The organism is Nocardia sp. GP40 (genome assembly GCF_050434125.1).
Classification (GTDB): Bacteria; Actinomycetota; Actinomycetes; order Mycobacteriales; family Mycobacteriaceae; genus Nocardia; species Nocardia albiluteola.
Genome location: NZ_JBNPVW010000002.1, coordinates 737,098 through 762,212, shown reverse-complemented (window position 1 = coordinate 762,212; position 25,115 = coordinate 737,098). Strand labels below are relative to the sequence as shown.

Below are 25,115 nucleotides of genomic sequence, written 5' to 3'. Positions count from 1 at the left end.
GCGGTTGGTATTCCGGGCACTCAGCCCAGGCGCTCCTTGAGCGCCTCGAACTCGTCGCGCAGACCCGTGGGCAGCTTGTCGCCGATGAACTCGAACCACTCCTCGATGAGCGGAATCTCCCGGCGCCACTCCTCGGGGTTGACGTTCAGCGCCTCGTCGACATCGGCCGCATCCACATCCAGGCCCACCAGATCGAGGTTCGCGGCGAGCGGCACATTGCCGATCGCGGTGGACTCCGCCTCCGCGGAGCCCTCGATGCGGTTGACGATCCACTCCAGCACGCGGGAGTTCTCGCCGAATCCGGGCCACAGGAAGCGGCCGTCCTCGCCGCGCCGGAACCAGTTGACGTAGAAGATCTTCGGCAGCTTGGCCGCGTCGGCGTTCTTGCCGAGGTTGATCCAGTGGCCCAGGTAGTCGCCCACGTGGTAGCCCATGAACGGCAGCATCGCCATCGGATCGCGGCGCACCGTGCCGACCTTGCCCTCGGCGGCGGCGGTCTGCTCCGAGGACAGCGTGGCGCCCATGAACACGCCGTGCTGCCAGTCGAAAGACTCGGTCACCAGCGGCACCGTCGTCTTGCGGCGGCCACCGAACAGGATCGCCGTGATCGGCACGCCGTGCGGGTCGTCCCACTCGGGCGCCAGCGTCGGGCATTGCGACATCGGCGTGCAGTAGCGCGAGTTCGGGTGGGCGGCAAGGGTTTCGGTCTCCCGCAGGAACCAGTCGTTACCCTTCCAGTCGATCAGGTGATCGGGCTCGCCCTCGAGGCCCTCCCACCACACGTCGCCGTTGTCGGTGCGCGCGACGTTGGTGTAGACCGTGTTGCCCGCCTCGACGGTGGCCATGGCGTTCGGGTTGGACTTGTGGTTGGTGCCCGGGGCGACGCCGAAGAAGCCGAACTCCGGGTTCACCGCGTACAGGCGGCCGTCCTTGCCGAAGCGCATCCAGGCGATGTCGTCGCCCAGGGTCTCCGCGCGCCAGCCCGGCACCGTCGGCTCGATCATCGCGAGGTTGGTCTTACCGCAGGCGCTCGGGAAGGCGGCCGCGACGTAGTAATTCTTGTTCTCCGGCGAGATCAGCTTGAGGATGAGCATGTGCTCGGCCAGCCAGCCCTCGTCGTGCGCCATGGCCGAGGCGATGCGCAGCGAGTAGCACTTCTTGCCCAGCAGCGCGTTGCCGCCGTAACCCGAGCCGTAGCTCCAGATCTCGCGGTCCTCGGGGAAGTGGGTGATGTACTTGGTGTCGTTGCAGGGCCACGGCACATCGGCCTGCTCCTGCGCCAGCGGCGCGCCGACCGAGTGCAGGGCCTTGACGAACGGCTTGTCCGTGCCCAGCTTCTCCAGCGCGACGCTGCCCATGCGGGTCATCACGCGCATCGAGACCACCACGTACTCGGAGTCGGTGATCTCGACGCCCAGCTTCGGATCCTCGGCGCCCAGGGGGCCCATGCAGAACGGCACCACATACATGGTGCGGCCCTTCATGGAGCCGCGGTACAGCTCGGTCATCGTCGCGCGCATCTCGGCGGGATCGACCCAGTTGTTGGTGGGGCCGGCGTCCGCCTCGCTGCGCGAGCAGATGAACGTGCGCGACTCCACCCGCGCGACGTCGGAGGGATCCGACAGCGCCAGGAAGGAGTTGGGCTTCTTGGACTCGTTGAGCCGCTGGAACGTACCGGCCTCGACCAACTGGATGGTCAGCCGGTCCCACTCCGCGTCGGAACCGTCCGCCCACACCACCCGATCGGGCTCGGTGAGTTCTGCGACCTCCCGCACCCAGGCGAGCAGCCCTGCGTGCTGGGTCGGTGCGGTGCCATCGGATCCGTGAAGACCAGGAATGGTCGCTGAGGTCATGAAAACTCTCCTGAGATGGGCGGCTCGGGTGTGGTGAGCTTGCAGCCGGAACGGCCCACAACACCGGGAAAGCCACCATTGGCGGTAAAGGCACCCACTCCGACTTGCCGACAGCTGGGCTGCATACCAGAACGGCGCGGATGCCCATGTTCCTTAGGTAAAGAGGTTAACGCGATGTGACGGCGAGTACGGAATGGGGTTCCTCACTCGGTACCCCGCCGAGATGAACCGCAACCTCGGGCGCGAGAAACATCACGAATCGGCCGTTTCCCCGAAATGCGCCGGTCCGGAGTGTTAGAAAGTCCCTCGCGCCCTCGGTATCATCGCGCAGCAAATTCCGCGTTCGCACCGATCAGTGCTGGGTGGCGGCGGATTCCAGAATCTCGAGGTCACGTCGGCAGGCGGCCAGTTGCGCGGGCTGGCGGGAATTGAGTTCACGCACCTGGGACTCCAATTCCGCAATGCGGCGGTCCGTTTCCACCACTCGCGCGGTCGTCGTCAGCACGACCAGATCGGTGAGCCGTGACTCCGCCTCCACCAGCGCCGTCGAGACCCGTTGCTCCAGCTGGGCCTTCACGTTCACCAGCGCATCGTTCACCCACTGCCGCAGGTGCGCCCGATCAGCGATGCGCCCGCGCGCCCGCACCACCCAGTAGGCCACCGCGGCCCCGAGCAGCAGCGTGACCGGAATCGTCGCGTAATTCAGCGCGGGAACCAGCGTGAGTGGGGCAACCACGAGCCGGCCCAGACCGAACCCGCCCGAGGCGCCCAGCGCGATCATCAAGTGATCTTCCACACCCCGATGCCGGGGTTCGGGATCGGGACCCACCCGCGGCGGCGGATCCGTGCGCGGCAACAGCGCGTTCGCCTCGGCGGATTCCGGCGCGGGACCGGTGACGGCCGCGACCTGACGGGACAGCTCCGCCAGCCGGCCGATCAGCACGCCGTCCAGCTCCGCGGTCAGCTGATTCACCGACAGCTGCAGCTGCTCGGGATAGGTCTTGGCCTCGGCGCGGCTGAGCCGGTCCAATTCCGTTCTGGCCGAGGCGTTCAGCGCCCGGATGCGGGCGCCCGTCTCATGCAGCAGGTCCACCCGCGCCAGGTGCATGCGATTGCGCAGCGCCGACATCGCCTGGGCGCGGCCGCCGTCGCGGCCGGCCAGCAGCGTCGCACGCTCCGCACGGAGGCGGGCCACCGCCGCACCGGAGTTCAGCTCCGCGGCCTGATCGACGATGCGCTGGCGGGTGTCGGCCAGCACCCTGGTGACCGCGGCCGCCAGCCGGCCCTGCGCCGGGCCCGCGACCGACGCGGCGGTCAGCCGGGCGTGCAGGACGGCCAGGCCGGAGCGGTCCAGGAGCGCGGCGTCACCGGAACCGCGCGCCGCCACCGCCAGCCGCGCCGAGACCGGCACGATCCGCGGATCGGCACCCAGCACCGGCGACAGCAGCGCGGTGTTGCGGTCCAGCACCGCCCGCCAGTCCGGATGGGCATGAATTCCGTTCATGGCGAACAGGATTCGAGTGTCGTCGGCACACAGGCGGCCCACCAGATCCAGGGTGGTCGCGCCGAGCGTGGCCCCGGCGTCGAGCAGCAGCAGCGCGACGGGCGGGGCGCCGAAGGCCGGGCCCACCATCGCCGGATCCGCAGCCGGTGCGCCCGGCGGGCCCGGAGGAGGCAGCCCGCGTAACCACGCAGGGCCCTCGGAAGCACCGTCATCGAACACAGGATCGGTGAGATCGACGCGCGGTTCGAAACGGGCCAATTCGGTGCGCAGCAGCACGGTATTGGCGTCGGCCGGACCGATCAGGGCCACCGACGTGGCGCCGTTCGCGCGGCCGTCGGGGCCCGCGGCGCCGCCCCGGGCGGCCCGTAACAGCGCCGCCCCCTGCGGGTTCCAGCGCGCCACGACGGCCTGTACCTCGGGCGGCAGGTCCGCGGTCGCATCGGATGCCGCATCCGAGGGTGCGGGTGGATCAGAGTCCGGCACTGCTCATCCGCTCGAACAGCCGGACATACCCGTTGTGCACCCGGAGCGCGGCGCGCCGGGCCGCGGCGGGCATATCGCTGGACACCACCGCGCGCCAGCGCTGGGCCCGCGCCACCGCATCGTCGGCGTCGGCCGGATACGGCGAGGGGTATCCCGCGGCCAGGTGGATGACCTCCGGGCAGGCCAGGCCGGCCCGCAGGCCGATCCACAGCGCCTCGTCCCCGGCCAGGTAGTCCTCGATCAGATCCCGGGCCCGGCCCGCGCCCACGCCGCCGGCCCGCGCGCCCAGGCGGGCCATTTCGTCGAGGAATTCCCCGCCGCGCCGCGCGCCGACCTGCTCGTACCGGCGGTGCAGCAGGGCGTGGACGGGATCGATCCCGCTGACCGCGTGCAAGATCTGCCGCACCGGCTGCGGCCCGAGATCCGGATCGCGGTGCAGCGCGGCCATGGCCGTGGACACGCCGAACAGTCCCCAGTGGCCGACGACGGCCTCACGGTCGGCCACGTCGGGCCCGAAATCCGTGCCGGTGAACAGTTCCGCGGTCAGCGTGAACGACGGATCGGCCGTGCCCGCGTGCCGCCGCAGGGTGGTCAGGTCCTGCTCGGCCGGAGTGCCGGCGCGGGTGCGCACGGCCAGCTCGGCCACCACCGGCAGGGTCGCCATGCCCATCTCGTAGGCGCAGTGATCGACCGCCGCCACCGCGTCGGCACACCGCGAACCGACCGCGTCGGCCTTGTTCAGCACGATCAGCGTGCGATCGCGCGGCAGTCCGGACAGCACGGCACGATCACCCGCCTGCAGCGTCGAGGCCAGCACGTAGACCACCAGGTCCGCGTCCAGGACCGGATCCGGCGCGCCCGGTGCATCCACGGGCGCGGTCTCCTCCGCCGACATCAGCGCCAGCGCGTGCAGCAGCGTCGTCTTGCCGGCCCCGGCGCGCCCGGTCACCTGAATGCGCGCGGGACGCTGCCAGGCCTGCGCGGCGGCGGCGACCTGCTGAGCGACCTGCGGATCGGTCCCCGGGCCGGTCCGCAGATTCGCGATCAGCTGATCGAGCTCCGGCGCGGGTCCCTGTGACGACAGCGCTTCTGTAGGCACGGTCCTACCCCCTTCCGGCGGGCAATTCTCGCAGAACTGACCCGGTTTGTCGGCACGGAACACCGTATTCCCCCGCCGAATATCGACCCCCGCCCCCACCCCGTCAAGCCGTACCCACCAAACGCACTCTCGTCGGGCACACGCACCCGCTCCACGGTCCCGCGCCGAATAACTCCGGACACACTTTGCCCGAATTGTGTCTTTAATCACAACTCGGCATTGGGAATCGGCAATTGCGGGCGGGTGTTCTTTTGAGAGACAGCACAATTCGGAGTCGGCTAGCTTTTCGGGCGAATGTCCAATCGCATACTCTCAGGCGATCGGCGAGGATGCGTCGATACGCGGCGGCGCCGCATCGACGAAGTACGTAGAGCACCGCCTCGCCCGGCAGCCCGGGCATACGGGCCGGTCGCCGGAGCAACGAGGAGGTTGCGATGACCGTCATCGAGGACGTCATCGGACGGGGCGAGGGAGTATCGGCAGGCGGACCGCATGCGGTCACGACCACCGCACAGACGGGCACCGAAGGCTCCCGGCACCCACTGCTTCCCTCCCGCGACCCCTTCCTGGTGCCACCGGCCGGCCTGGCCGGGTACGCCCCCGGCACCATCCTGCGCAGCCGCGCGGTGCGGATCGGCCTGCTCGGGGTAATTCCGCAGCAGGTTTCGGCCTGGCAGCTGCTCTATCGCAGCAACGACATGCACGGCGAGGCCGAGGCGGCGGTCACCACCGTGCTGCTCCCGGCGGATGCGGATCCCGACGCCGAACGCCCGCTGCTGGCCTTCGAATCGGCTGTCGACGCGACCGCGGAACAGGGCGCGCCCTCCTACGCCCTGCGGATGGGCGCCAACGCACCCGGTTCGATCACTCAGCTGGAATGGATGCTGGTCGCGGGCGCCCTGCGCCGCGGCTGGGCAGTGAGCATCGCCGACCACGGGGGCCCGCACGGCAATTTCGGCGCGCCACGCGAGCCGGGCTACCGATCCCTCGACGGCATCCGTGCCGCGCTGCGCTTCGCCCCGCTCGGCCTGCACTCCCGCACGGCCGTCGCGGTCTGGGGATACTCCGGCGGCGGCATGGCCGGATCCTGGCTGGTGGAGATGGCCCCGTCCTACGCGCCCGAGCTCGATATCGTCGGCGCGGTGCTGGGCGCGCCGGTCGGCGATCCGGAACTGGTCTTCCGCCGGGTCAACGGCGGCCCGTTCGCAGGATTCCCGCCGATCATGATCGCTGCGCTGCGCCGCCTGTATCCCGCATTGGATCGCATCCTGGACGCCGAGCTGAACACCGAGGGGCGGCGCCTGCTGGATCTGGCCGCGCGGCTGGCGCCCATCCTCGCGCTGCCCCGCCTGGCGCACCGCGACGTCGGCGACTATCTCGACCGGCCGCTCGATGAGGTGCTGGCCGAGCCGGAGCTCCAGGCGATGTTCTCCGAGCTGCGCCTGGGCGGGCACATTCCGCGCTGCCCGCTGCTGGTGCTGCAGCCGGTGCACGACGAGGTCGTCACGGTCGATGCCATCGACGAGCAAGTCGAGCGCTACCGTCGCGGTGGCGCGAATGTGACCTACCTGCGCGACCGGCTCAGCGAGCATTTCACCCTGTTGCCGCTGGCAACCCCGCTGAGCCTGGACTGGCTGGCGGACCGAATCGCCGGACGACCGGTGTGCAATACCGGCACCCGGACCGTCTGGTCGGTGCTGGCGGATTCCTCGAGCTGGCGCGGCCTGCTCGAAATGACCGCCACGGCAACACGAGTCGCGCTGGGCCGGCCGTTGCGGCAGCGGGAACAGCCGCGGCCGCGGCCGGTCGGCACGATGGCCGCCTGAGCAGCCGCACCGCCCCCGCGGGCCCGCCGGACACCACACGCATCGGCGTGGATGCCCGGCGGCGCGGCGCGGTGATATGTACGCTGCCTGCTGCCCTGATCATCGAATACTGGACAATGGACGCCGTGAACGACGCCGCGAACCACACTGCCGAGTCAGTCCCCGGGCCGCGGTCCACAGGATCGGCCCCGCTCACCACGCCGCACACCGCATCGGATTCGGCCGCGAATTCCGCGCCGCGGCGAGCCGGGGGCGACGCACCACTGCCGAGCGTGGGGACCGCACCCGGCGGCGCGCAGCCCGGCGCGCGGGCCGGGGAACCGGGGCCCGCCGATGCGGCCGGACCGGGCCATCCGACCGGATCCCGCCTGCACCCCCGGGTCACCAGCTTCCGGTCGCGCCGCGGCGCGCTCACCGCAACTCAACAGCAATCGTGGGCCCGGATGTGGCCGCGCATCGGCCGCGACGTCGGCGACGAGCGCCTGGACGCCGCCGCCTGGTTCGGCCGCGAGGCGCCCCTGATCATCGAGATCGGTTGCGGCACCGGCACCGCGACGGCCGCCATGGCGCAGGCCGAACCGCAGTTCGATCTGATCGGCATCGAGGTGTACAAGCCCGGCCTGGCACAGCTGGTGCAGCGCCTCGAGCGCGAGGGCATCGAGAATGTCCGGCTGCTGCGCGGAGATGCGGTGGACGTCCTCGAAAACATGATTGCCGAAAGTTCTCTCACTGGCGTTCGAGTCTTCTTCCCCGACCCGTGGCCCAAGGCCCGGCACCACAAGCGGCGACTACTCCAGCCCGCCACCATGGCGCTCATCGCCAGCCGCCTGCGCCCCGGCGGAATCCTGCACGTGGCTACCGACCACGCCGAGTACGCCGAGCACATCGCCGCGGTCGGCGCCGCAGAGCCACAGCTCATCGGCCTGAACGAGGCCGCGGGCGGCGATCGCGAGCACGCACGCACCCCCACCCCGATCGGCTTCGACCGGCCCGTCACCAAATTCGAAAGCAAGGCACATCGGGCCGGAAGCGCCATCACCGAGCTCATTTGGGGGAAGATCGACTCATGAGCGTGCGAAGCGAGCGAACAATTAGCTCAGCCAGCCCGGCCATGCCCGGCACCCCGGGGGCCATGTCATGACGGTCAGTGAGATCGACCGCGATGTGATGGACGTCGCCGAGATGGTCGAGGGCGGCGGCGAGAGCACCCCGTCCGCCCCGGCCGCGGCGGCCTCGGGCGGCGCAACCCCGCAGGGCGGGGCCACCGACGTGCGGAGAGTGCTGCTGGTCTGGGACGCGCCGAACCTCGACATGGGTCTGGGCGCGATTCTCGGCGGGCGACCCACCGCGGCCTACCGGCCCCGCTTCGACGCGCTGGGGCGCTGGCTACTGGCCCGTACCGCCGAGCTCTCGGTCGGCAACACGCAGCGGGTGGAGGCCGAGGCCACCGTCTTCACCAACATCGCCCCCGGCACCGCCGATGTGGTGCGGCCGTGGGTGGAGGCCCTGCGCAACGTCGGCTACGCGGTCTTCGCCAAGCCCAAGATCGACGAGGACTCCGATGTGGACAGCGACATGCTGGCCCATATCGAATTGCGCCGCCGCGGCGCCGGCCTGGCGGGCATCATGGTGGCCTCGGCCGACGGCCAGGCGTTCCGCGAGCCGCTCGAGCAGATCGCGGCGAGCGGAGTTCCGGTGCAGGTGCTCGGATTCCGCGAGCACGCGAGCTGGGCCGTGACGTCCGATATCCTCGATTTCATCGACCTCGAGGACATCCCGGGCGTGTTCCGTGAACCGCTGCCCCGGGTCAGCCTCGAGTCGTTGCCCGACGAAGGAGCATGGCTGCAGCCCTTCCGGCCGCTGTCGGCGCTGCTCACCTCCCGCCCCGCGCAAGGAGTCGCTTAGTGTTCACCCGCTGGGGCGATCTGGTCTACCGATTCCGATTCGCCGTACTTGGTGTGATGGTGGCCGGTCTACTGGGCCTGGGCGCGTTCGGACTCAATCTGGGCGACCATCTCAGCTCCAGCGGGTGGGACGATCCCGGCTCGGAGTCGACGCAGGCGGCCGAGATACTGGATTCGACCTACGGTCGCGACCACACCGGCGACGTCATCGTGCTGTACACCGCGCCGGACGGTAAGACCGTCGACGATCCCGCCTTCCAGCAGACGGTCGTCAACAGCCTGAACAACCTACCCAAGAACCATCCCGACCAGATCTCCCAGGTCTTCGTCGCGCCCTGGAAGGTCACCGGCGCGGCCCAGTACTCGCCGACGGTGACCATTTCCAAGGACCGGAAGGTCGCCTTCGCCTCGGTCATGCTCAAGGGCGACGACGACACCTCCACGATGCAGAACTTCCGGGAGATCAAGGACGCCTTCGACATTCCGGGCGTGAATGTCCAGGTGGCCGGTCTGCAGGCGGTCGCGGGCACGCTCAACGACACCATCGCCGAGGATATCCATCGCATGGAGATCCTGGCCATCCCGGCCGTGGCCGTACTGCTGTTCTTCATCTTCGGCGGCGTCGTGGCCGCGGCGCTGCCGCTGATCGTCGGCGGACTCACTGTCATCGGCGCCAACGGCATCGTCATGGGCATCACGAAGCTCACCGAGGTGAACTCCTTCGTGGGCGCGGTCGTCTCGATGGTCGGCCTGGGCCTGGCCATCGACTACGGCCTATTCATCGTGAGCCGCTTCCGCGAGGAATTGGCCGACGGCTACGACACCCGCGCGGCCGTGCGCCGCTCGGTGATGACCGCGGGCCGCACCGTCGCCTTCTCCGCGACCATGATCATCGCGGCCAGCGCAAGCATGTTGCTGTTCCCACAGGGCTTCCTCAAATCCCTCGCCTACGGCACGATCGCGACCGTCGCGCTGGCCGCACTGGCCTCGCTCACGATCCTGCCCGCCATCCTGGGCATTCTCGGGCGGCGCGTCGATATGCTGGGCCTGAAGTGGTTCCGCAAGACCAAGACCACCGAGGAGATCGAGAACGGCCTCTGGGGCCGGTGCGTGCAGTGGGTGATGAAACATCCGCTCAAGGTGGCGTTGCCGCTGTGCATCCTGCTGCTCCTGCTGATCATCCCGGTGAAGAATCTGCAGTTCGGCGGCATCAGCGAGACCTACCTGCCGCCGGACAATCCGGCCCGCATGGCGCAGGCGAAATTCGATCAGCTGTTCCCGGACCGGCGCACCGACCCGATCATCCTGGCCATCGAGACCAAGAACACCACCGAGATCAGCAGCGTGCTCGCGGAGGCGAACAAGGCGCCCGGTCTGGTCGGGCACTTCCAGCTCACGACGCCGCCACCCAAGGGATCCGATGTCTGGAAGGTCTCCACGACGATCCAGGATCCCGAACACCCCAACGACACCCTCGATTATCTGCGGTCGATCCCCCTGCCCGCCGACGTGCAACTATTGGTCGGCGGTTCCCCGGCGGTGACGATGGACAGCGTCAACGCGCTCCTGAGCCGGATGCCGCTGATGATCATCCTGGTCGTCCTGATCACCACGCTGCTGATGTTCCTGACCTTCGGTTCGCTGGTGCTGCCGATCAAGGCCGCGCTGATGAGCGCCCTGGGCCTGGGCTCGACGCTGGGCATCCTGACCTGGATCTTCATCGACGGTCACGGGGCCGGGCTGATGAATTTCACGCCACAGCCGATCACCGCGCCGGTGCTGGTGTTGATCATTGCACTCATCTACGGCCTGTCGATCGACTACGAGGTCTTCCTGCTCTCACGGATGGTGGAGGCGCGCGCCCAGGGGGCGAGCACGACCGAGGCGGTGCGGATCGGCACCGCGCAGACCGGCCGCATCATCACCGCCGCCGCGCTGATCCTGCTCGTGGTGACCGGCGCGTTCGCCTTCTCCAAGCTGGTGATGATGCAGTACATCGCCTACGGCATGGTCTCGGCACTGCTCATCGACGCGACCGTGCTGCGCATGCTGCTGGTTCCGGCGACGATGAAACTGCTCGGCGACGACTGCTGGTGGGCGCCGGCGTGGATGAAGCGAATCCAGCAGAAGGTCGGCCTGGGCGAGCCCATCCTCGACGATGCGCGGCCCCAGGACGGCGAGGTCGTCGACCTGATCAAGACCACCCCGGTCACCGACCCGGTGACCATGCAGATTCCGATGATGCCCGATGGCACGCCGGTCAAGCAGGGGCGTAAGCCCCGGCGCCCGCGCTTCCTGCGTCACGTCGACCCCGAGGCGCCGACCGAGCGGATCGCGGAATCCCCGGCCGTCGAGTCGGATGCGGATGCCGCGCAGGGACTCATCGCGCCGGCGGCCGAGAAGCCGGAGCCGGGCCAGTCCACCCTGAACCTGCCGGATGCCACGGCGCCCGTCGCGTCGGCGGACGTCTCCGCCTCGCCCGCGATCTCACCGCCGCGTCAGCCGAGGCGCCCCGCGGTGCCCTCGGGCCTGCCGGAGGCCGGCGCCGAGCACGCGGCGAGTGAGGCACCGCGGGATCCGGGCGCCGCGCCGCGGATCCTGCCGCCGCGGCCCACGCAGACCGGACCGGTGCCGCCGCATCCGGCCACCCGTGCCCAGCGGTATCAGCCGCACGAGACCGCCACCCCGGACCCGGCGAACGCCGCGCCACTCACCGCGGCCACCGAGCCGGTACCCGCCACGGAATTGCCCCGACCGCAGGCGGATTCGCTGCCGCGGGCGGACTACACCCGGCCGCCGGTGGATCCGCCGCAGCACGCCGCGCCGGTCGCGCACGGCGAATCGCCGCGGCACGTCGCACCGCGCCCCGCGGCGGCGACGGAATCGTCGCGCCCGCAGGACGCCGACCGCAGCAGTATCGAACAGTGGATGGCCGATCTGCGCTCGTCGCGCCGCCGCTCGCTCGAATCCGATCCGGACGAGGGCAAGCACCACGACAGCGGCAACCGGACGGTCAGTGTGAACGAACTACTCCGCCGCCAGAACCGGGAGTCGTAGGGCTACCGCGCGCGGGCCATGCCCGCACGGATTTCGACGGCCACCGCGCCCGGGTCCTCCAGCATGGGGACGTGGCCGACCCCGGGCAGGGTGCGGGCCTCGATACCGGGCAGGGTCTCGGTCCGGCCCTGGAACCGGGCCGGAAGCACCCGGTCGTGCTCGCACAGCAGCACGGTGACCGGCGCCTCGATGTCGGCCAGGCGGGTGAATCCGGTTGCGAGCGTGGGATCTTCGGCGAGATCGTCGACGATGTGGCAGTGCGCGGGCGCGGCGGCGCTGGCGGTGGCCAGGGCATGCGGCACCGCGGCGGGCCGGTAGGCCAGCAGGGGAATCACCAGGCTGCGCACCATCGGCGGGGCCGCGGCGCCCGCGCCGATCCCGATCACCGGCCCGAAGGCGCGGTACTTGCGGATCAGCTGCTGGGCGGCCTGGGCGTCGGAATCCCACAGGCCCCCGGGCGCGATGACCGTCACCGATCGGGCACGGCCGCGCGCGGCCAGCTCCAGCGCCAGCCATCCGCCCAGCGAGTTGCCCGCCACATGCACTGTGCTCCAGCCATTTTCGTCGAGTACGGACTCCGCGAAATCGGCTAGCGCCGCGAACGTCGCGGGCCGCGGCGCCTCGGGACCGCCCCAGTGGCCGGGCAGGGTGGGCGCCAAAACCTCGTGATCACTGGATAATTCGTCGAGCACCCCACCCCAGGACTCCCAGGTCAGCAGCAGGCCGTGCAGCAGCAGCACGGGCGCGCCCCGGCCGGCACGATAGTACGGTTCCGGTTCGGCCGCGACACGCTTCACCATGGCGGGAACGATACCCGGGTACCGCACGACGTACCCGGGGGCGGACAGCACCGCCCGTCGATGCCCAACCGGCGAATCAGAATCCGGACATCAGGCGGCGCCACTGGGCCGCGGCCGAATACTTGGCGGTGACCGATCCGAACCGCACCCGTCCGTGCACGACCACGTGCAGCGGGCCGAGCGGTGGGCCGGTGCGCGCCTTGTTGTTCGCGCTGGATCCGATCAGGTCGAGGCCGTTGAGATCGACGGTGGCCGCCGGCGGCAGGATCAACGTCAGAGAGGAGCAGAAGTCGTCCATCCGCAGCTCCACCACCTGGGTGGACATCACGGCCTGGGTGAAATCCAGCGTGACGCCGGACATGTGGTTGTTCAGGTACATCGAGGGCGGAACCTGCCAGGCGCCCTTGCGGTTCACCGAGGACATCCGGGCGCGGATGACGGTGCCGGGCGCGGACCGCGGGCCCTTGGCATAGGTCGGCGGTGCCGGATTCGGCTGACCGATCAGGCGGATGCCCGGCAGATCGATCAGGACCGCATTGAGCTCGCCGCGCGTCTTCGCGGCCAGCGCGGTGTCCATCCGCTCGGTGAACTCCCCCAGCGACAGCATGCCCAGGCCCACCGCACGCTGCAGCAGCATCCCGACGTGGTCGCGCTCGCCGTCGGAGACCCGCAGATCCCGATCGCCCACCGCACCCCCGGCGTCGGCCTTGGGCGCGGCGCCAGCAGCGGAAACCGTTTCACCAGCCATGACACCGAGGCTACCGACGCCGCGGGACCCGCACATCAGGGCAATCCCTGAGGTTGCACCCCGTTCGTCCCGCATGCTCCGGCCGGATCGCCCGGACCGGCTCGGTGCCTGAACGGCCGGGCCTTATTCCAATCCCTGCTCGATGGCATAGCGGTTGGTGCGCTGCAGCTCGGCGCTTACTCCAGTCCGTGCTCGATGGCATAGCGAGTGAGCTCGACACGGTTGGCCAGCTGCAACTTGCGCAGCGTGGCCTGCACATGGTTCTCCACCGTACGATGGCTCACGGTCAGGCGGGTGGCTATCTGCTTGGCGGACAGGCCCTTGGCGACCAGGCGCAGCACCTCGGTCTCCCGATCGGTCAGGGCCGGAGTGTCCCGCTCGGCCGGGGCGTTGGCGATGCGCCGGAATTCACCGAGAACCAGCCCGGCCAGGCCCGGGGTGAAGACCGCCTGACCGGCGGCGGTGGCGCGCACGGCGGCGATCAGCTCGGCCGCCGAGGCACTCTTGACCAGATACCCGAGGGCGCCGGCCTTGATCGCGTCGAGCACATCGGCGCGCTCGGCCGACGCCGACAGCACCAGCACCCGGCTGCGCGGGGATACCCGCAGCACCTCGGTGGTGGCCAGGGCGCCGTTGCCGTCGGGCAGCTGCATGTCCATCAGCACCACGTCCGGCCGCACCGCCGCGGCCCGGCGGGTGGCGGTGGCGACCCCGTCCGCGGTCGCGGTCACCGTGTATCCGGCCTCGGTCAGATCGCGGGACACCCCGTCCCGCCACATCGGATGGTCGTCGACCACCATTACCGAGATCGCCTGCGGCACAACGTCGTCGGTCATGTCATCACCCTCCGCCCGCGCGGTACCCGGAATTCCCATTCGATCCCCTCGTCGGTGCGCAGCCGCGCGACGCCGCCCAGCGCGGCGATCCGCCCGAGGATCGAGTGCGAGACCCCCATCCTGCCCTCGGCGGCGGCCGCGTCCAGGCGCCCCGGCGCGATGCCCGGGCCGTCGTCGCGCACGCTGAGAATCAGCTCGTCGCCGGTATCCTCCAGCAGCACATAGGCTTTCGCGCCGGATCCGCCGTGCCGCACGGTGTTGGACAGGGCCGCGGCGACCGCCGCGGACAGCTCCCGCGCCACCGCCCCCGCGACGGGCACCGGATCGCCGGGCGCGGAGACGAAGACCGACGGCGTGGCCTGGACGGCCAGCAACGGACGCAGATCCTCCTGGGCCGCACCGGAATCCGAGCCACGCAGCGCTTCCGGGCTCGGCGCGGCGCCCTGCTCGGACAGCAGCACCCGCAGCGCCACCTCCTGCTCGCTCGCCCGATTCGCCAATTCCGCTGTCGCACCGCCGATCTCGGTGCCTCGCCGGGTGATATAGCTGAGCACCTGCAGCACCCCGTCGTGCACCTCCCGCGACAGGCGCTCACGCTCGCGGGTGGCGGCGGCCAGCAGCGTGGCCCGCTGCAGCTGGCGCTGGGCGCGGCGGGCGGTATTGGCGGCCAGGCCCAGCGCCAGTCCGACCGAGACCAGCATCGGCGCGGTCGCATCGGCCCACAGATCCAATTCCCATTGCGCCCGAACGGCAATGCTCACCGCCGAGATCAGTATCCCCGACAGCACCCCGCCGACCGGACCGGTCAAGATCGCCGCGGAGATCACCACATTGGCCGCCCACATGGTGGTCGGAAGGGTCTGATGGCCGTGAAACCACCCGTAGCCGGCGACCACGCGGGTGGCCGCCATCAGCGCGATCACCACCACGTGATCCCCGATCACCACCGCCGTACGCAGCCGGACGATCCCGGGGCCCGATGACGGCAGTCCGCGTAACCACGCGGAGCCCTCGGCGGCACCACCGGCGGACAGCAGCACCGCCGAGACGATCGACCAGACCACCAGCACACCGATCAGCACCCAACTCAGCCCCGGACGGGTGTAGTGCGGCACCGAGGCGATCTGCTGGCCGATCGCATACACCAACGTCACCAGGCGAAATGCTTGAGCCGCACGCCAGAGGGGCACGGTCGCCACCGCATCGGATGCGGACTCCGCGGTATCGGCGCGGCGCATGGTCACGCCGTCGTCACGAGGATTACGGGAATGCCGTTGCCGCACAGCGGATTCGCGGTCAATCGGCATCGCCGCGCTCGGCGGCCAACCCGGATTCGCCCGCATCGGATCGCGCATCGGACACGATGGCATCCGCGCTCGGCTCGGGCACGGTGTACTTGTCCGGATCCGGCGTGTCCGGCTCGGCGTGGAACATGGGCGTGCCCGGCGATCCGCTGTGGAGCTCCTGGTACAGCTCATCCGAATTACCGGCCAGCAGTGAGTGGATCGCGGTATTCATCACCGCGGCGAAGGGCACCGCCAGCAGCCCGCCGACCAGCCCGTAGAGCACCACACCCGTGGTGATCGCCAGCACCACCGCCAGCGGGTGGATCCGCACCGCGCGCCCCATCACCAGCGGTTGCAGCACATGGCTTTCCAGCTGCATCACCGCGATCGTGATGCCCAGCACGATCAGCGCCGTGACCAGCCCCTTGGTCATCAGGGCCAGGAAGACCGCGATGGACCCGGCCAGCAGCGAACCGACGATCGGGATGAATGCGCCGATGAACACCAGCGTGGCCAGCGGCAGGGCCAGCGGCACCGAGAGAATCGCCAGGCCCGTGCCAATGCCGATGGCATCCACCGCGGCCACGACGACCGTCGCGCGCACGAATCCGATCAGCGATCCGAAGCCCAGGCGCCCGGCGGTGCGCACCCGCTCGCGCTGTCGGGTCGGCACCACCCGAGTGACGAAGTTCCAGATCTGATCGCCGCCGTACAGGAAGAAGATCAGGATGAACAGGGTCAGGAAGGCGCCGGTCAGGAACTCGCCGATCACGGCGGCGGTGGTCAGCGCGCCGCTGGTCAGCGCGGACTGGTTCTGTTCCAGGGTCTTGACGATGGTGTTGCCCGCGTTGTTGATCTGATCGGTGCTCAGGTGCAGCGGGCCGTTGATGAGCCAGTCCTGCACGGTGTGGACGCTGGTCTTGAATTCGTCGGCCAGCTGCGGCACACCGGTCACGATCTGCTCGATGACGAAGGTGAACAGTCCGGCGATCACCCCGAGTGAGCCGACCAACGCGACGAACACGCCGACGGCGCGCGGCAGGCCCAGTCGCTGCAGCAGATTCACCAGGGGCGCGAGCAGCGCCGCGGCCAGCAGTGCGATGGCCACCGGGATCACCACGGTCGCCAGCCTGCGGGAGATATATCCGATCACGACGACGGACAGCACCAGGATCAGCAGCCGCCAGCACCATTCGGCGGCCACCCGCACGAAGGGATGAACCGAATCGGCCGCGGTCCGCCGCACCGCCGCGCCGCCGGGTGCCGCGGCGCCCGCGTCGCCGGATGTGCCCCCGCCCGAACCCACGTCAGTCACCCGGCCGAGCCTATCGGTCCGGCTCACGGCTGGCATGTGACATGGGCTACGGTGGGCCGGGCGAGCCCGCGGTGCCGGCGGGGTGGGTAAGCACGACGAACCGCCGCAGGACGCTAGATTGGTGACCGTGTCCGCCCCCGGAGATGCCTTGTCGATCACACTACCGACCCGTCGGTGAGTGCGATGGATGCTGCGCACCTCGAGGCTGTCAGGCGGACCATGCACACGCGCTGGCCGCTCTACCTGGCATCGATGCTGGCCGCCAACGCCTTCGGCGCGATTCTGGTGTGGGCCTTCATCCAGTACGGACTTCCCTCCCCGGAGGGTGCCCCCACCGGCGTGCGACGCACCGGCCTGCTGGTTCCCGGACTGGTCTTCGTGATCGGCGGCGTGCTCAGCCTGACGGCGTCGGCGTTGATGCTGCGGCCGGTCATGCGCTGGCAGGTGCGCGGCGGGCCGCCGAGCCGCCAGGAGCAGATGGCCGCGCTGCACGCCCCGCTGCGCCAGGCCATCGTCCATCTGACGCTCTGGCTGGTGGGCGGTGCGGTACTGGCCGCGACGATCATCGTGGACACCCCGCAGCTGGCCGGCGCGGTCATCGTGACCGAATGTATGGCCGCCACCATCGTCTTCGGCTTCACCTACATGCTGGGCGAGCGGATTCTGCGCCCGGTCGCCGCGCACGCGCTCTCGGTGGGTAGCTTCGATCACACCCTCACCCCCGGCGTCGGCACCCGCATGGCCATGACCTGGGGCATGGGCACGTTCGCACCGGTCATCGCGATCGTGCTGCTGTGCACCACCCAGATCACCTCACAGGTGCACTTCTCGGCGCAGTCGCTGGCGGTGTCGATCCTGCTGCTGTGCGGCGTGGTGATCATGCAGGCGCTGGCCCTGTCCATGCTGACCGCCTCCAGCATCTCCGACCCCGTGCGCCAGCTCTCCCAGGCCATCGACCGGGTGCAGGAGGGCGCCCGGGATGTGCAGGTCGAGGTGTTCGACGGCTCCGAGATCGGGCTGCTGCAGGTCGGTTTCAACCGGATGATGGGAGAGGCCGCGCAGCGCCGCGAGCTGCAGGAGCTGTTCGGCCAGCACGTCGGGGAGGAGGTGGCCCGGCGGGCGCTGGAGTACGGCACCGAACTGGGCGGTGAAACCCGGTTCGTGGCAGTGTTGTTCGTGGACATGGTCGGCTCCACCGCGACCGCGGCCGAACGGCCGCCGACCGAGGTGGTCAGCCTGCTCAACGAATTCTTCCGGATCGTGGTGGATGTGATCGACCGGCACAACGGGCTGATCAACAAGTTCGTCGGCGACGCCGCGCTGGCCATCTTCGGTGCGCCGCTGGACCGGCCCGATGCGCCGACCGCGGCGCTGGCCGCCGCGCGGGACCTGCGCGAGGCGCTGCGGGAGGTGCCCGGCCTGGACATCGGCATCGGCGTCTCGGCGGGGCTGGCGGTCGCCGGAAATATCGGTGCGGCCAATCGTTTCGAGTACACGGTGATCGGCGATCCGGTCAACGAGGCATCCCGCCTGACCGAACTGGCCAAGGACCGACCCGAGCGGGTGCTGACCTCGGGCAGCGCGCTGTACTTCGCCGACCTGGACGAACAGCAGCTGTGGGAGTCCGGCGACGAGGTGCAGTTGCGCGGGCGCCGCCGCAAGACCAGGCTCGCCTGGCCCCGGGCGGCGGCCGAGGACATCGCGCCCGATGCGGCCGCGGACACCGACGCACCATCCCCGATAGGCTGACCCCTGTGACGGCTCATGGCGAACCGGCCGGCCAATCCGAGCCGCCCCCGGCATCGAGTCGGCGCCGGTTCTGGTGGTTGAGATGGGTGCTCGGCGTCGCCGTCTCGGCACTGCTGATCGCCGAGGGCATCTACCTCTACCCGCGCCTGCACGAATCCTGGCGCAATCTCACCAGCATCCACTGGGGCTGGCTCGCGGCGTGCATCGTCACCCAGGCGATCTCCATGAGCGGATTCGGCCGGATCCAGAAGCAGCTGCTGCATGCGGGCGGGGTCCAGGTGAGCCAGCGCCGCTCGGTGTCGGCCGTCTACGGCGCGACCGCGATGGCGGTGACGCTGCCAGCCGGGCAGGTGTTCTCCGCGGCGTTCACCTACCGCCAGACCCGGCGCTGGGGCGCCAGCCCGATCGTGGCCTCCTGGCAGCTGGTGATATCGGGCGTGGTGGCGGCCGCGGGCCTGGCGCTGCTCGGCGTCGGCGGCGCGGTACTGGTCGGCGATCGGGTCGGGATCTGGAAGGTCGCGCTGTCGCTGGGCGCGCTGATCCTGCTGGTGGTGGCCGGGAACTACACCTCGGGCAATCCCGGATCGCTGCGGTCGCTGCTGCGCCGAATCGTGCACCTGGTCAACCGCATCCGGCGGCATCCGGACGAGGCCGGGATGGACAAGGTCGACGAGATCCTGCACCAGCTCGAGGCGGTGGACCTGAACCGCCGGGACGGTGCGCTGGTCGTGGTGTGGGCGCTGATGCACCGCCTCGCCGACGTAGCCTGCTTGGCGGCGGCCTGCTACTCGGTGGGCGCACACCCGCGACTGGCCGCGCTGATGGTCGTGTTCAGCGTGGGCAAGGCGGTCGGCAGCGTCCCGTTCGCGCCGGGCGGGATCGGCACCGTCGATGCCACTCTCATCTACAGTCTCACCGCCGTCGCGGGGCTGCCGTTCGCCCAGGCGGTCGCGGTTGCGGGCCTGTACCGCCTCGTCAGCCTGATTCTGGTGGCGATCATCGGCTGGATCGTGTTCGCGTTCCTGTTCCGCGGCACGCAGGCCGGCGACGCGGAGCTGGAACAGGAGTTCGAGCAACGATCGATGCTGCCCGAACGACGGTATCGCGGTGAACCGCAACCGTCTCCGGACGGTCCGGACGACTCCGACGGTCCGCCGCAGCCCTCCGCCGGGCCGGATCCCGCGTAGCCCCGGGTTCCGGGTGCGCCCGATTCGCACGGGCCGGGCGCTACTGTTCATGAGGTGAAGAGACTGGTGCCGTACGTGATCGATGCCGTGCTGGTGATCGTGTTCTGCGTAATCGGGCGCAACAGCCACCACGAGGCCGTGATCAGCGCGGGGTTGTTCCGCACGCTGTGGCCCTTCGCGGTCGGGCTGCTGCTCGGCTGGGTGGTGGCGCTGGTGATCCACGCCCAGGGCGAGAGCGAACACCAATTCACCCCGGTGCTAGCGGAATTCGATGCCGGGGCGCTCTGGCCCGCGGGCGTCTCGGCCTGGCTGGTCACCCTGATCGGGGGCATGGTGCTGCGCGTGGTCAGCGGTCAGGGCGTCGAGTTCAGTTTCATCGTCGTCGCCGCGTCGGTGCTGGGGTTGTTCCTGCTGGGCTGGCGGGCGCTGTGGCTGGTGATCCGGCGGCGCGGTGGGGTCTCGCGCAAGGGCACGGCGCGTCCCGAATAGCCGCAAGGGCGCGGCGCGTCACGAATAGCGCTGCGCGGTCAGCTGTCCGGGGTCGCGAGCGACTGCAGCATGCGGGTGGCCATGCGCGCGGTCGCGTCGCCGCTGTCGACATCGTCGATGTGGATGGCGAAGGCCAGATCGCCCATGTTCCCGATCAGCCAGCCGCTGGTGCCCGCGGTCGCGGCGAACGCATTGACGCCCGCGTAGCGGCGCAGGCTCGCCAGGTCGGGACCGTCGGCCGCCGAATCACGCAGCATCGCGCGCAGTTTGTCGACGACCGCCCCGGGTAGCTGCGAGAGCTGGGCCTTGGTCGTGGCCGGGCGGCCGATCTCGATCTGGGGCGGCGTCAGCGCGCCGTGCGAGATGCTGGCCGCCGCGATCGCCATGCCGAAGGTGCTGGCCAGGATCGGGTCCGATCCGCCGTCCTTCACCTGTTCGACACCGGGTCCGGTGATCGGCACCCGGCCGGTGGTCTCGTCGAGGCCGGGCACCTGGAATCCGATGCCGACGCCCAGGCGGGTGGCCGCCTCGGCCGCGTCCTTCACCGAAACATCTTGCGGCGCCTTGTTTTTCAGGATGACCGCGGCCGCCTTGAACAGGTCCATATTGCTACCGGCCGGATAGGGGTCGGTAAAAGCGGGCGAGCCCTGCGCGCTGGCCTGATTGTTCTGTGCGGCCGCGACGACCGCACCCGTGGACGGCTGGATGGCCACGATCGAGGCCGCGGTGCCGACGCTGACGACCGCGTCCTCCGCCGCGCGCTGCAGCTTCTGGTCCATGGTGGCGGCGATATCGGGCCCCGGCGGGCCCTGCTGCCCGGCCAGCTGGGAGATGAACTTGCCGTCCGACCCGAACAGCTGCACACCCCAGCCGGCGTGCGCGTTCCGATTGTCCTGCCACACCTTCTTGTACGCGTCGGTCAGCGGCGACCAGACCCGGCGATCGGCGACGACCAGCTGCGGCTGCTGCAGCATGACGACGCCGGGAATCGGCGCCATCCGGGGCTGCAGGATCGCGAAATCGTCGTCGCGCAGGGAGACCGCGGTGATGGGCTTGCCCTGCGAGGCCGAGAGTTGCTGCAGCAGTGAGGGACCGGTGATCAGCGGCGCGACCGGGGAGATGGCGTCGGCGAGGGCATTGGTGGAGGCGACCGGATCCGGCGTCTTGGCCGGATCGAGCGTGATGACGTTGATATTCCGCTGGGTCATCAGCGGCGCGCCGGTGTTGTCGTCGACCTTGGGCGCCGGAGTGGCATCGGTGCGGACCAGCTTGACCGAGCGGGTGTTGTCCAGCTGCGGCATCACCACGGTCGGATCCCAGGAAATCCGCCAGCCGATCGCGAGCTTGCGGATGCTGCCCTGCAGGTCGAAGGTCCAGTCCTTGCCGGGCCCGAAGTTCCAGTCCGCCTTGAGATTGAACATGGATGTCGTCGCGTCCAGCCCGATGTACTGGGCGACCTGGTAATCGGGTTTGCCGGAGTTGAGCCCGCCGAAGATCTGCTTCAGCGAAGCCGCGGCGCCACCGGGGTAGGAGGTCAGGTCCGCCGCCCCCGTCGCGTCCTTGTCGTTCAGCAGCTCGGTGAATCGATCGACGATGCCGTGCGGGTCCGTCGGGGTGCTGTCACTGCCACACGACCCCAACGTGACCACCAGGACGACAGCCCCAGCGATTGCCGCTGCACCCTTAACCCGAATGCGGCGGGATCCCCTCACATCCATATCGCCCACTCTTCACTCTTGTCACTCCAGCAACACGGCCAACCGTACCCGAGGAGTTGATCGGCGGTGCCGTCGCGGGACCGTCCGCATTCTCCATGCTCAGCGACCACAATAGTGCCCGATTCGCGACTTCCGTCGCACCGGCTACGGATTCCTGATCCGTGTTCACCATTCGATAGTCCCGAGTCTGTTCTCCACCAGCGGAATTCCGCGGAGGCATTTGGGCGTAATCTTGTAATCAGTGTTACAACGCTTCAAGGCAAGTGAGGTAAGCCCATGAGACACGGACAAAGAGGACACGGGTTCGGGCGCCCCGGCGGGTGGCAGCAGGCCGACCTGCCGGACGCCGCCGAGGCGCCGGACTGGTTCGCTGGCAGATTGCCGCGCGAATGGTTCAGCGGCACACCGACGGTCGACATCGATCGCGACGAGATCGTCGTGGTCGGCACGCTCCGCCCGGAGGCGCCGGCCGATGCGGAGCAACCGGCGGACGCCGAGGCGCCCACCGCGAAGATTCCGCGCGCCACCCAGGAGGGGCAGATCGCGCGCTTCCGCGAGTCCACCCGCCCGGCGCGCATGCAGATCGCGCAGGAGGCGCAGGCCCGCTTCGGCCGCGCGGTCTCCTGGGGCGTGCAGCTCGGCGACGAGCGAATCCTGTTCACCCATCAGGCCGTTCCGGTCATGACCCGGCTGCGTCAGTCCGAGCGCAAGGTGCTGGACACGCTCGTCGACGCCGGCGTGGCCCGCTCCCGGTCCGACGCGCTGGCCTGGACGGTGAAGCTGGCCGGCAAGCACGCCGAGGAATGGCTCGCGGAACTGCGCGAGGCGATGACCAAGGTCGACGACCTCAGAGCGGAAGGCCCGCGCGGTCTGTAGGCCGCCACGGCTAGGGTGTCCAGCATGGCAGCGCCGATCCTCGTGCTCAACGGACCGAACCTGAACATGCTGGGCACCCGGCAACCCGAGGTCTACGGCTCGGACACCCTCGACGACGTCGTGGAGCTGTGCCGCAAGACCGCGGCGCGATTCGACCGCGAGATCGTCGCGTTCCAGTCGAATTCCGAGGGGGCGCTGATCGATCGGATCCACGCCGCCCGCGGCGCCGAGTCCGCGATCGTGATCAATCCGGGCGGGCTCACCCACACCTCGGTGGCGCTGCGCGACGCCCTGGTCATCCCCGAGGTGCCGATCGTCGAGGTGCACATCTCCAATGTGCATGCCCGCGAGGAATTCCGGCACCACTCCTACATCTCCCCCATCGCCACCGCCGTCATCGCGGGCATGGGCATCCAGGGCTACGCCGCGGCCATCGAATTCCTCAGTACCCGCTGAGCCGCAATCCCACCATCCCGCAACCACACCGCTTACGCTGGGAAAATGGCATCGAACCCGGAGGTTCGCGACAACACCGCCCTGAATCGGTTCGAGTTGTCCGTCGACGGGAAGCTCGCGGGCATCGCGGAGTATCAGGACACCGCGTCCGAACGGGCCTTCGTGCACACCGAGATCTACCCGGAGTTCGGCGGCCAGGGCTACGGGCGCCGGCTCGTGCAGGCCGCCCTGGACACCACCCGGGACCAGGCCTTCGGCAGTCTGCCGATGTGCCCGATGGTGCGCCATTTCATCGAGTCGCGGCCCGAATACGTGGCGCTGGTGCCCGCGTGGGCGCGCGAGCGGTTCGGGCTGCCGCAGTGACCGGCGCGGCGGCGCCGGTCGGGTCAGTACGCGGCGACCGCGCCGTCCAGCGCCCGCTGCAGCTCGGTGCGCACGAGCCGCGCGACCTCGGCCGGCCGCGCCGGGAGTTCCGGTACCGGAACGCCGAAATGGAAACTGGCCGAAAACGCCTCGGCCTTGGTCGGTTCCACGGCCGGATCGGCGCGGGGGCCGTAGCTGAGACCGAGGCTGACCAGGGCCGGCCGGGCGCCGAGCTTCATCGCCCGGAAGGCGATGTGCCCGACCCCGCTGCCGACCGCCTGCACCTGGCCGGGATCGACGTCGTTGCAGGTGCCCTCGGGGAAGATCGCGATGCCGTCGCCGCGGGCCATCCGCTCGGCGCAGATGTCGATCATCAGCTGGCCCGCCGCGTTCACCGCGCGCAATCCGTGATCCTTACCGCGGAACACGGGAATCCCCCCCATCATGTCGATGCGGCGGCGCAGCTCCGGCTCGAGGAACAGCTCGTCCTTGGCCAGCACCCGGGTGCGCCCGATGACCGGCCGCAGGGTGCTGCGCCAGGCCGCGGCGGCAACGGTGTAGGGATCCTGTTGCGACAGATGGTTGATCACGATCAGCAGGGGCCGGCGCTGGGATATCAAATCCCGCAGCCGCTCGCGCGCGCCGGGCGCGTAACCGATCCGCGGACGGTACCTGCGCGCCAGCAACGCATACGCACCCCACGCCTGCAATCGGCGTTGACGGTGCTCCCGATAGAAGTCGTAGACGTGCTGGTTGTTGCTCAGGTCCACCTCGGGCCGATCCATGCGCCCCACCCTAAGGGCAGCGATCACCGGCGTCCACGGCTGCCGCGCACCGACGCACCCACAACGGATCGTCGGTGGTCCCGCGCACATCGCGCGCCCCGCCGAGGCGAAGCGACGGCGATATATGCGGCGCGAGGGGGCTTCCGGTGCGATGATTGCGGGGTGGCACGCGCAGAGGAACATGGCGACCGCTCCCGACGCGAATTCCAGCACGAGGATCAGGTGGTGCGGCCCGGCTCCCTGCTGGTCTCGGCGACCGAGCTCACCGAGCCCGCATTCCGCCGCACCGTGGTGTACATCGTGGAACACAACGACGCGGGCAGCCTCGGTGTCGTGATCAACCGCCCCAGCGATACGGCCGTGCGAGATGTGCTGCCGCAGTGGGCCGAGCTGGCGGCCGCGCCGCGCGCGCTGTACGTGGGCGGCCCGGTGAAGCGTCAGGCCGCCCTCTGCCTGACCACCGTGCGGGTCGGCACCGCGATCAACCGGCTGGACGGCCTGCGCCGGGTCGACGGCCGGGTGGCGCTGCTGGATCTGGACTCGGATCCGGACGTGATCGCGCCGCTGGTGGAGGGCATCCGCATCTTCGCCGGGTATGCCGGCTGGACCTTCGGTCAGCTCGAGGGCGAACTCGAGCGTGGCGATTGGATCGTGTTGTCGGCGCTGCCGACGGATCCCATCGCGCGGCGAACGGACCTGTGGGCAGAGATCCTGCGCCGCCAGCCCCTGCCGCTGTCGCTACTGGCGACCCATCCGATCGAACTAGAGCGCAATTGACCAC

General features: G+C 69.8%; 21 protein-coding genes. 11 read left to right on the top strand and 10 right to left on the bottom strand.

The window, feature by feature from the left end:
- Nucleotides 1–20: 20 nt before the first annotated feature.
- From ABH933_RS08110 to ABH933_RS08100, 3 genes are all read right to left on the bottom strand, one after another.
- Nucleotides 21–1,853, bottom strand: a complete 1,833-nt coding sequence (locus tag ABH933_RS08110; protein WP_429418800.1) for a phosphoenolpyruvate carboxykinase (GTP) — start codon at nucleotides 1,851–1,853, stop codon at nucleotides 21–23.
- A 352-nt stretch (nucleotides 1,854–2,205) separates the two neighbouring features.
- Nucleotides 2,206–3,840, bottom strand: a complete 1,635-nt coding sequence (locus ABH933_RS08105) for a hypothetical protein (RefSeq protein ID WP_429418798.1) — start codon at nucleotides 3,838–3,840, stop codon at nucleotides 2,206–2,208.
- Nucleotides 3,827–4,939 (bottom strand): hypothetical protein, encoded by a 1,113-nt coding sequence (locus ABH933_RS08100; RefSeq protein WP_429418796.1) that lies wholly within the window; start codon nucleotides 4,937–4,939, stop codon nucleotides 3,827–3,829. The genes ABH933_RS08105 and ABH933_RS08100 overlap by 14 nt, the downstream gene beginning before the upstream one ends.
- Nucleotides 4,940–5,373: 434 nt before the next feature.
- Between ABH933_RS08100 and ABH933_RS08095 the strand changes: the two genes are divergently transcribed.
- From ABH933_RS08095 to ABH933_RS08080, 4 genes are all read left to right on the top strand, one after another.
- Nucleotides 5,374–6,765: a lipase family protein gene (locus tag ABH933_RS08095; RefSeq protein ID WP_429418794.1), complete on the top strand. Its 1,392-nt coding sequence runs from the start codon at nucleotides 5,374–5,376 to the stop codon at nucleotides 6,763–6,765.
- A 116-nt stretch (nucleotides 6,766–6,881) separates the two neighbouring features.
- A complete protein-coding gene (gene trmB, locus ABH933_RS08090; protein ID WP_429418792.1) occupies nucleotides 6,882–7,835 on the top strand; it encodes a tRNA (guanosine(46)-N7)-methyltransferase TrmB in 954 nt (317 codons plus the stop codon).
- A 97-nt stretch (nucleotides 7,836–7,932) separates the two neighbouring features.
- On the top strand, nucleotides 7,933–8,670 hold the full coding sequence (locus tag ABH933_RS08085; RefSeq protein ID WP_429419237.1) for an NYN domain-containing protein: 738 nt from the start codon (nucleotides 7,933–7,935) through the stop codon (nucleotides 8,668–8,670).
- On the top strand, nucleotides 8,670–11,726 hold the full coding sequence (locus ABH933_RS08080; protein ID WP_429418790.1) for an MMPL family transporter: 3,057 nt from the start codon (nucleotides 8,670–8,672) through the stop codon (nucleotides 11,724–11,726). Before ABH933_RS08085 ends, ABH933_RS08080 begins: the two co-directional genes overlap by 1 nt.
- A gap of 2 nt (nucleotides 11,727–11,728) precedes the next feature.
- Here the strand turns inward: ABH933_RS08080 and ABH933_RS08075 are convergent, their stop codons facing one another.
- From ABH933_RS08075 to ABH933_RS08055, 5 genes are all read right to left on the bottom strand, one after another.
- Nucleotides 11,729–12,526 (bottom strand): alpha/beta fold hydrolase, encoded by a 798-nt coding sequence (locus ABH933_RS08075; RefSeq protein ID WP_215922287.1) that lies wholly within the window; start codon nucleotides 12,524–12,526, stop codon nucleotides 11,729–11,731.
- Nucleotides 12,527–12,602: 76 nt separating this feature from the next.
- A complete protein-coding gene (locus ABH933_RS08070; RefSeq protein WP_215922348.1) occupies nucleotides 12,603–13,214 on the bottom strand; it encodes a DUF1707 SHOCT-like domain-containing protein in 612 nt (203 codons plus the stop codon).
- Nucleotides 13,215–13,450: 236 nt separating this feature from the next.
- Nucleotides 13,451–14,110 (bottom strand): response regulator, encoded by a 660-nt coding sequence (locus ABH933_RS08065; protein ID WP_429418788.1) that lies wholly within the window; start codon nucleotides 14,108–14,110, stop codon nucleotides 13,451–13,453.
- Complete coding sequence (macS, locus tag ABH933_RS08060; RefSeq protein WP_429419234.1) at nucleotides 14,107–15,348, bottom strand: MacS family sensor histidine kinase; 1,242 nt, start codon at nucleotides 15,346–15,348, stop codon at nucleotides 14,107–14,109. The genes ABH933_RS08065 and macS overlap by 4 nt, the downstream gene beginning before the upstream one ends.
- 58 nt (nucleotides 15,349–15,406) lie before the next feature.
- Nucleotides 15,407–16,711, bottom strand: a complete 1,305-nt coding sequence (locus ABH933_RS08055) for an AI-2E family transporter (protein ID WP_429418786.1) — start codon at nucleotides 16,709–16,711, stop codon at nucleotides 15,407–15,409.
- A 183-nt stretch (nucleotides 16,712–16,894) separates the two neighbouring features.
- Here ABH933_RS08055 and ABH933_RS08050 point away from each other — a divergent pair, with 183 nt between their 5' ends.
- From ABH933_RS08050 to ABH933_RS08040, 3 genes are read left to right on the top strand one after another with little or no spacing between them, the layout of a single operon-like run.
- Complete coding sequence (locus tag ABH933_RS08050; RefSeq protein ID WP_429419232.1) at nucleotides 16,895–18,460, top strand: adenylate/guanylate cyclase domain-containing protein; 1,566 nt, start codon at nucleotides 16,895–16,897, stop codon at nucleotides 18,458–18,460.
- Between the two features lie 5 nt (nucleotides 18,461–18,465).
- Complete coding sequence (locus tag ABH933_RS08045; protein ID WP_429418784.1) at nucleotides 18,466–19,647, top strand: lysylphosphatidylglycerol synthase transmembrane domain-containing protein; 1,182 nt, start codon at nucleotides 18,466–18,468, stop codon at nucleotides 19,645–19,647.
- 54 nt (nucleotides 19,648–19,701) lie between these two features.
- On the top strand, nucleotides 19,702–20,136 hold the full coding sequence (locus ABH933_RS08040; protein ID WP_429418782.1) for a DUF3054 domain-containing protein: 435 nt from the start codon (nucleotides 19,702–19,704) through the stop codon (nucleotides 20,134–20,136).
- Nucleotides 20,137–20,174: 38 nt separating this feature from the next.
- Here the strand turns inward: ABH933_RS08040 and ABH933_RS08035 are convergent, their stop codons facing one another.
- Complete coding sequence (locus ABH933_RS08035; RefSeq protein WP_429418780.1) at nucleotides 20,175–21,785, bottom strand: NTF2-like N-terminal transpeptidase domain-containing protein; 1,611 nt, start codon at nucleotides 21,783–21,785, stop codon at nucleotides 20,175–20,177.
- Between the two features lie 345 nt (nucleotides 21,786–22,130).
- Between ABH933_RS08035 and ABH933_RS08030 the strand changes: the two genes are divergently transcribed.
- Genes ABH933_RS08030 through ABH933_RS08020 form a run of 3 tightly spaced genes read left to right on the top strand, consistent with a single transcriptional unit; the run spans nucleotide 22,131 to nucleotide 23,549 of the window.
- Entirely contained in the window at nucleotides 22,131–22,730 is a 600-nt protein-coding gene (locus ABH933_RS08030) for a hypothetical protein (protein ID WP_429418778.1), read from the top strand.
- A gap of 24 nt (nucleotides 22,731–22,754) precedes the next feature.
- Nucleotides 22,755–23,186 carry a type II 3-dehydroquinate dehydratase gene (gene aroQ, locus ABH933_RS08025; protein ID WP_429418776.1) on the top strand — a complete coding sequence of 144 codons (432 nt, stop codon included), beginning with the start codon at nucleotides 22,755–22,757 and terminating at the stop codon, nucleotides 23,184–23,186.
- A 45-nt stretch (nucleotides 23,187–23,231) separates the two neighbouring features.
- Nucleotides 23,232–23,549, top strand: coding sequence for a GNAT family N-acetyltransferase (locus ABH933_RS08020; protein ID WP_429418774.1), 318 nt, complete (start codon nucleotides 23,232–23,234; stop codon nucleotides 23,547–23,549).
- Between the two features lie 23 nt (nucleotides 23,550–23,572).
- On the opposite strand, the gene ABH933_RS08015 is transcribed toward ABH933_RS08020, so the two are convergent.
- Nucleotides 23,573–24,334: a lysophospholipid acyltransferase family protein gene (locus ABH933_RS08015; RefSeq protein WP_429418773.1), complete on the bottom strand. Its 762-nt coding sequence runs from the start codon at nucleotides 24,332–24,334 to the stop codon at nucleotides 23,573–23,575.
- Nucleotides 24,335–24,496: 162 nt separating this feature from the next.
- Here ABH933_RS08015 and ABH933_RS08010 point away from each other — a divergent pair, with 162 nt between their 5' ends.
- Entirely contained in the window at nucleotides 24,497–25,111 is a 615-nt protein-coding gene (locus ABH933_RS08010; RefSeq protein ID WP_429418771.1) for a YqgE/AlgH family protein, read from the top strand.
- Nucleotides 25,112–25,115 lie beyond the last annotated feature (4 nt).

Coding starts and splice junctions, on each gene's coding strand:
- ABH933_RS08110 (WP_429418800.1), bottom strand. CDS start 1,853: ATGACCTCAGCGACCATTCCTGGTCTTCACGGATCCGATGGCACCGCA.
- ABH933_RS08095 (WP_429418794.1), top strand. CDS start 5,374: ATGACCGTCATCGAGGACGTCATCGGACGGGGCGAGGGAGTATCGGCA.
- trmB (WP_429418792.1), top strand. CDS start 6,882: ATGGACGCCGTGAACGACGCCGCGAACCACACTGCCGAGTCAGTCCCC.
- ABH933_RS08085 (WP_429419237.1), top strand. CDS start 7,933: ATGGACGTCGCCGAGATGGTCGAGGGCGGCGGCGAGAGCACCCCGTCC.
- ABH933_RS08075 (WP_215922287.1), bottom strand. CDS start 12,526: ATGGTGAAGCGTGTCGCGGCCGAACCGGAACCGTACTATCGTGCCGGC.
- ABH933_RS08065 (WP_429418788.1), bottom strand. CDS start 14,110: ATGACCGACGACGTTGTGCCGCAGGCGATCTCGGTAATGGTGGTCGAC.
- macS (WP_429419234.1), bottom strand. CDS start 15,348: ATGCGCCGCGCCGATACCGCGGAGTCCGCATCCGATGCGGTGGCGACC.
- ABH933_RS08050 (WP_429419232.1), top strand. CDS start 16,895: ATGGATGCTGCGCACCTCGAGGCTGTCAGGCGGACCATGCACACGCGC.
- ABH933_RS08030 (WP_429418778.1), top strand. CDS start 22,131: ATGAGACACGGACAAAGAGGACACGGGTTCGGGCGCCCCGGCGGGTGG.
- aroQ (WP_429418776.1), top strand. CDS start 22,755: ATGGCAGCGCCGATCCTCGTGCTCAACGGACCGAACCTGAACATGCTG.
- ABH933_RS08020 (WP_429418774.1), top strand. CDS start 23,232: ATGGCATCGAACCCGGAGGTTCGCGACAACACCGCCCTGAATCGGTTC.
- ABH933_RS08015 (WP_429418773.1), bottom strand. CDS start 24,334: ATGGATCGGCCCGAGGTGGACCTGAGCAACAACCAGCACGTCTACGAC.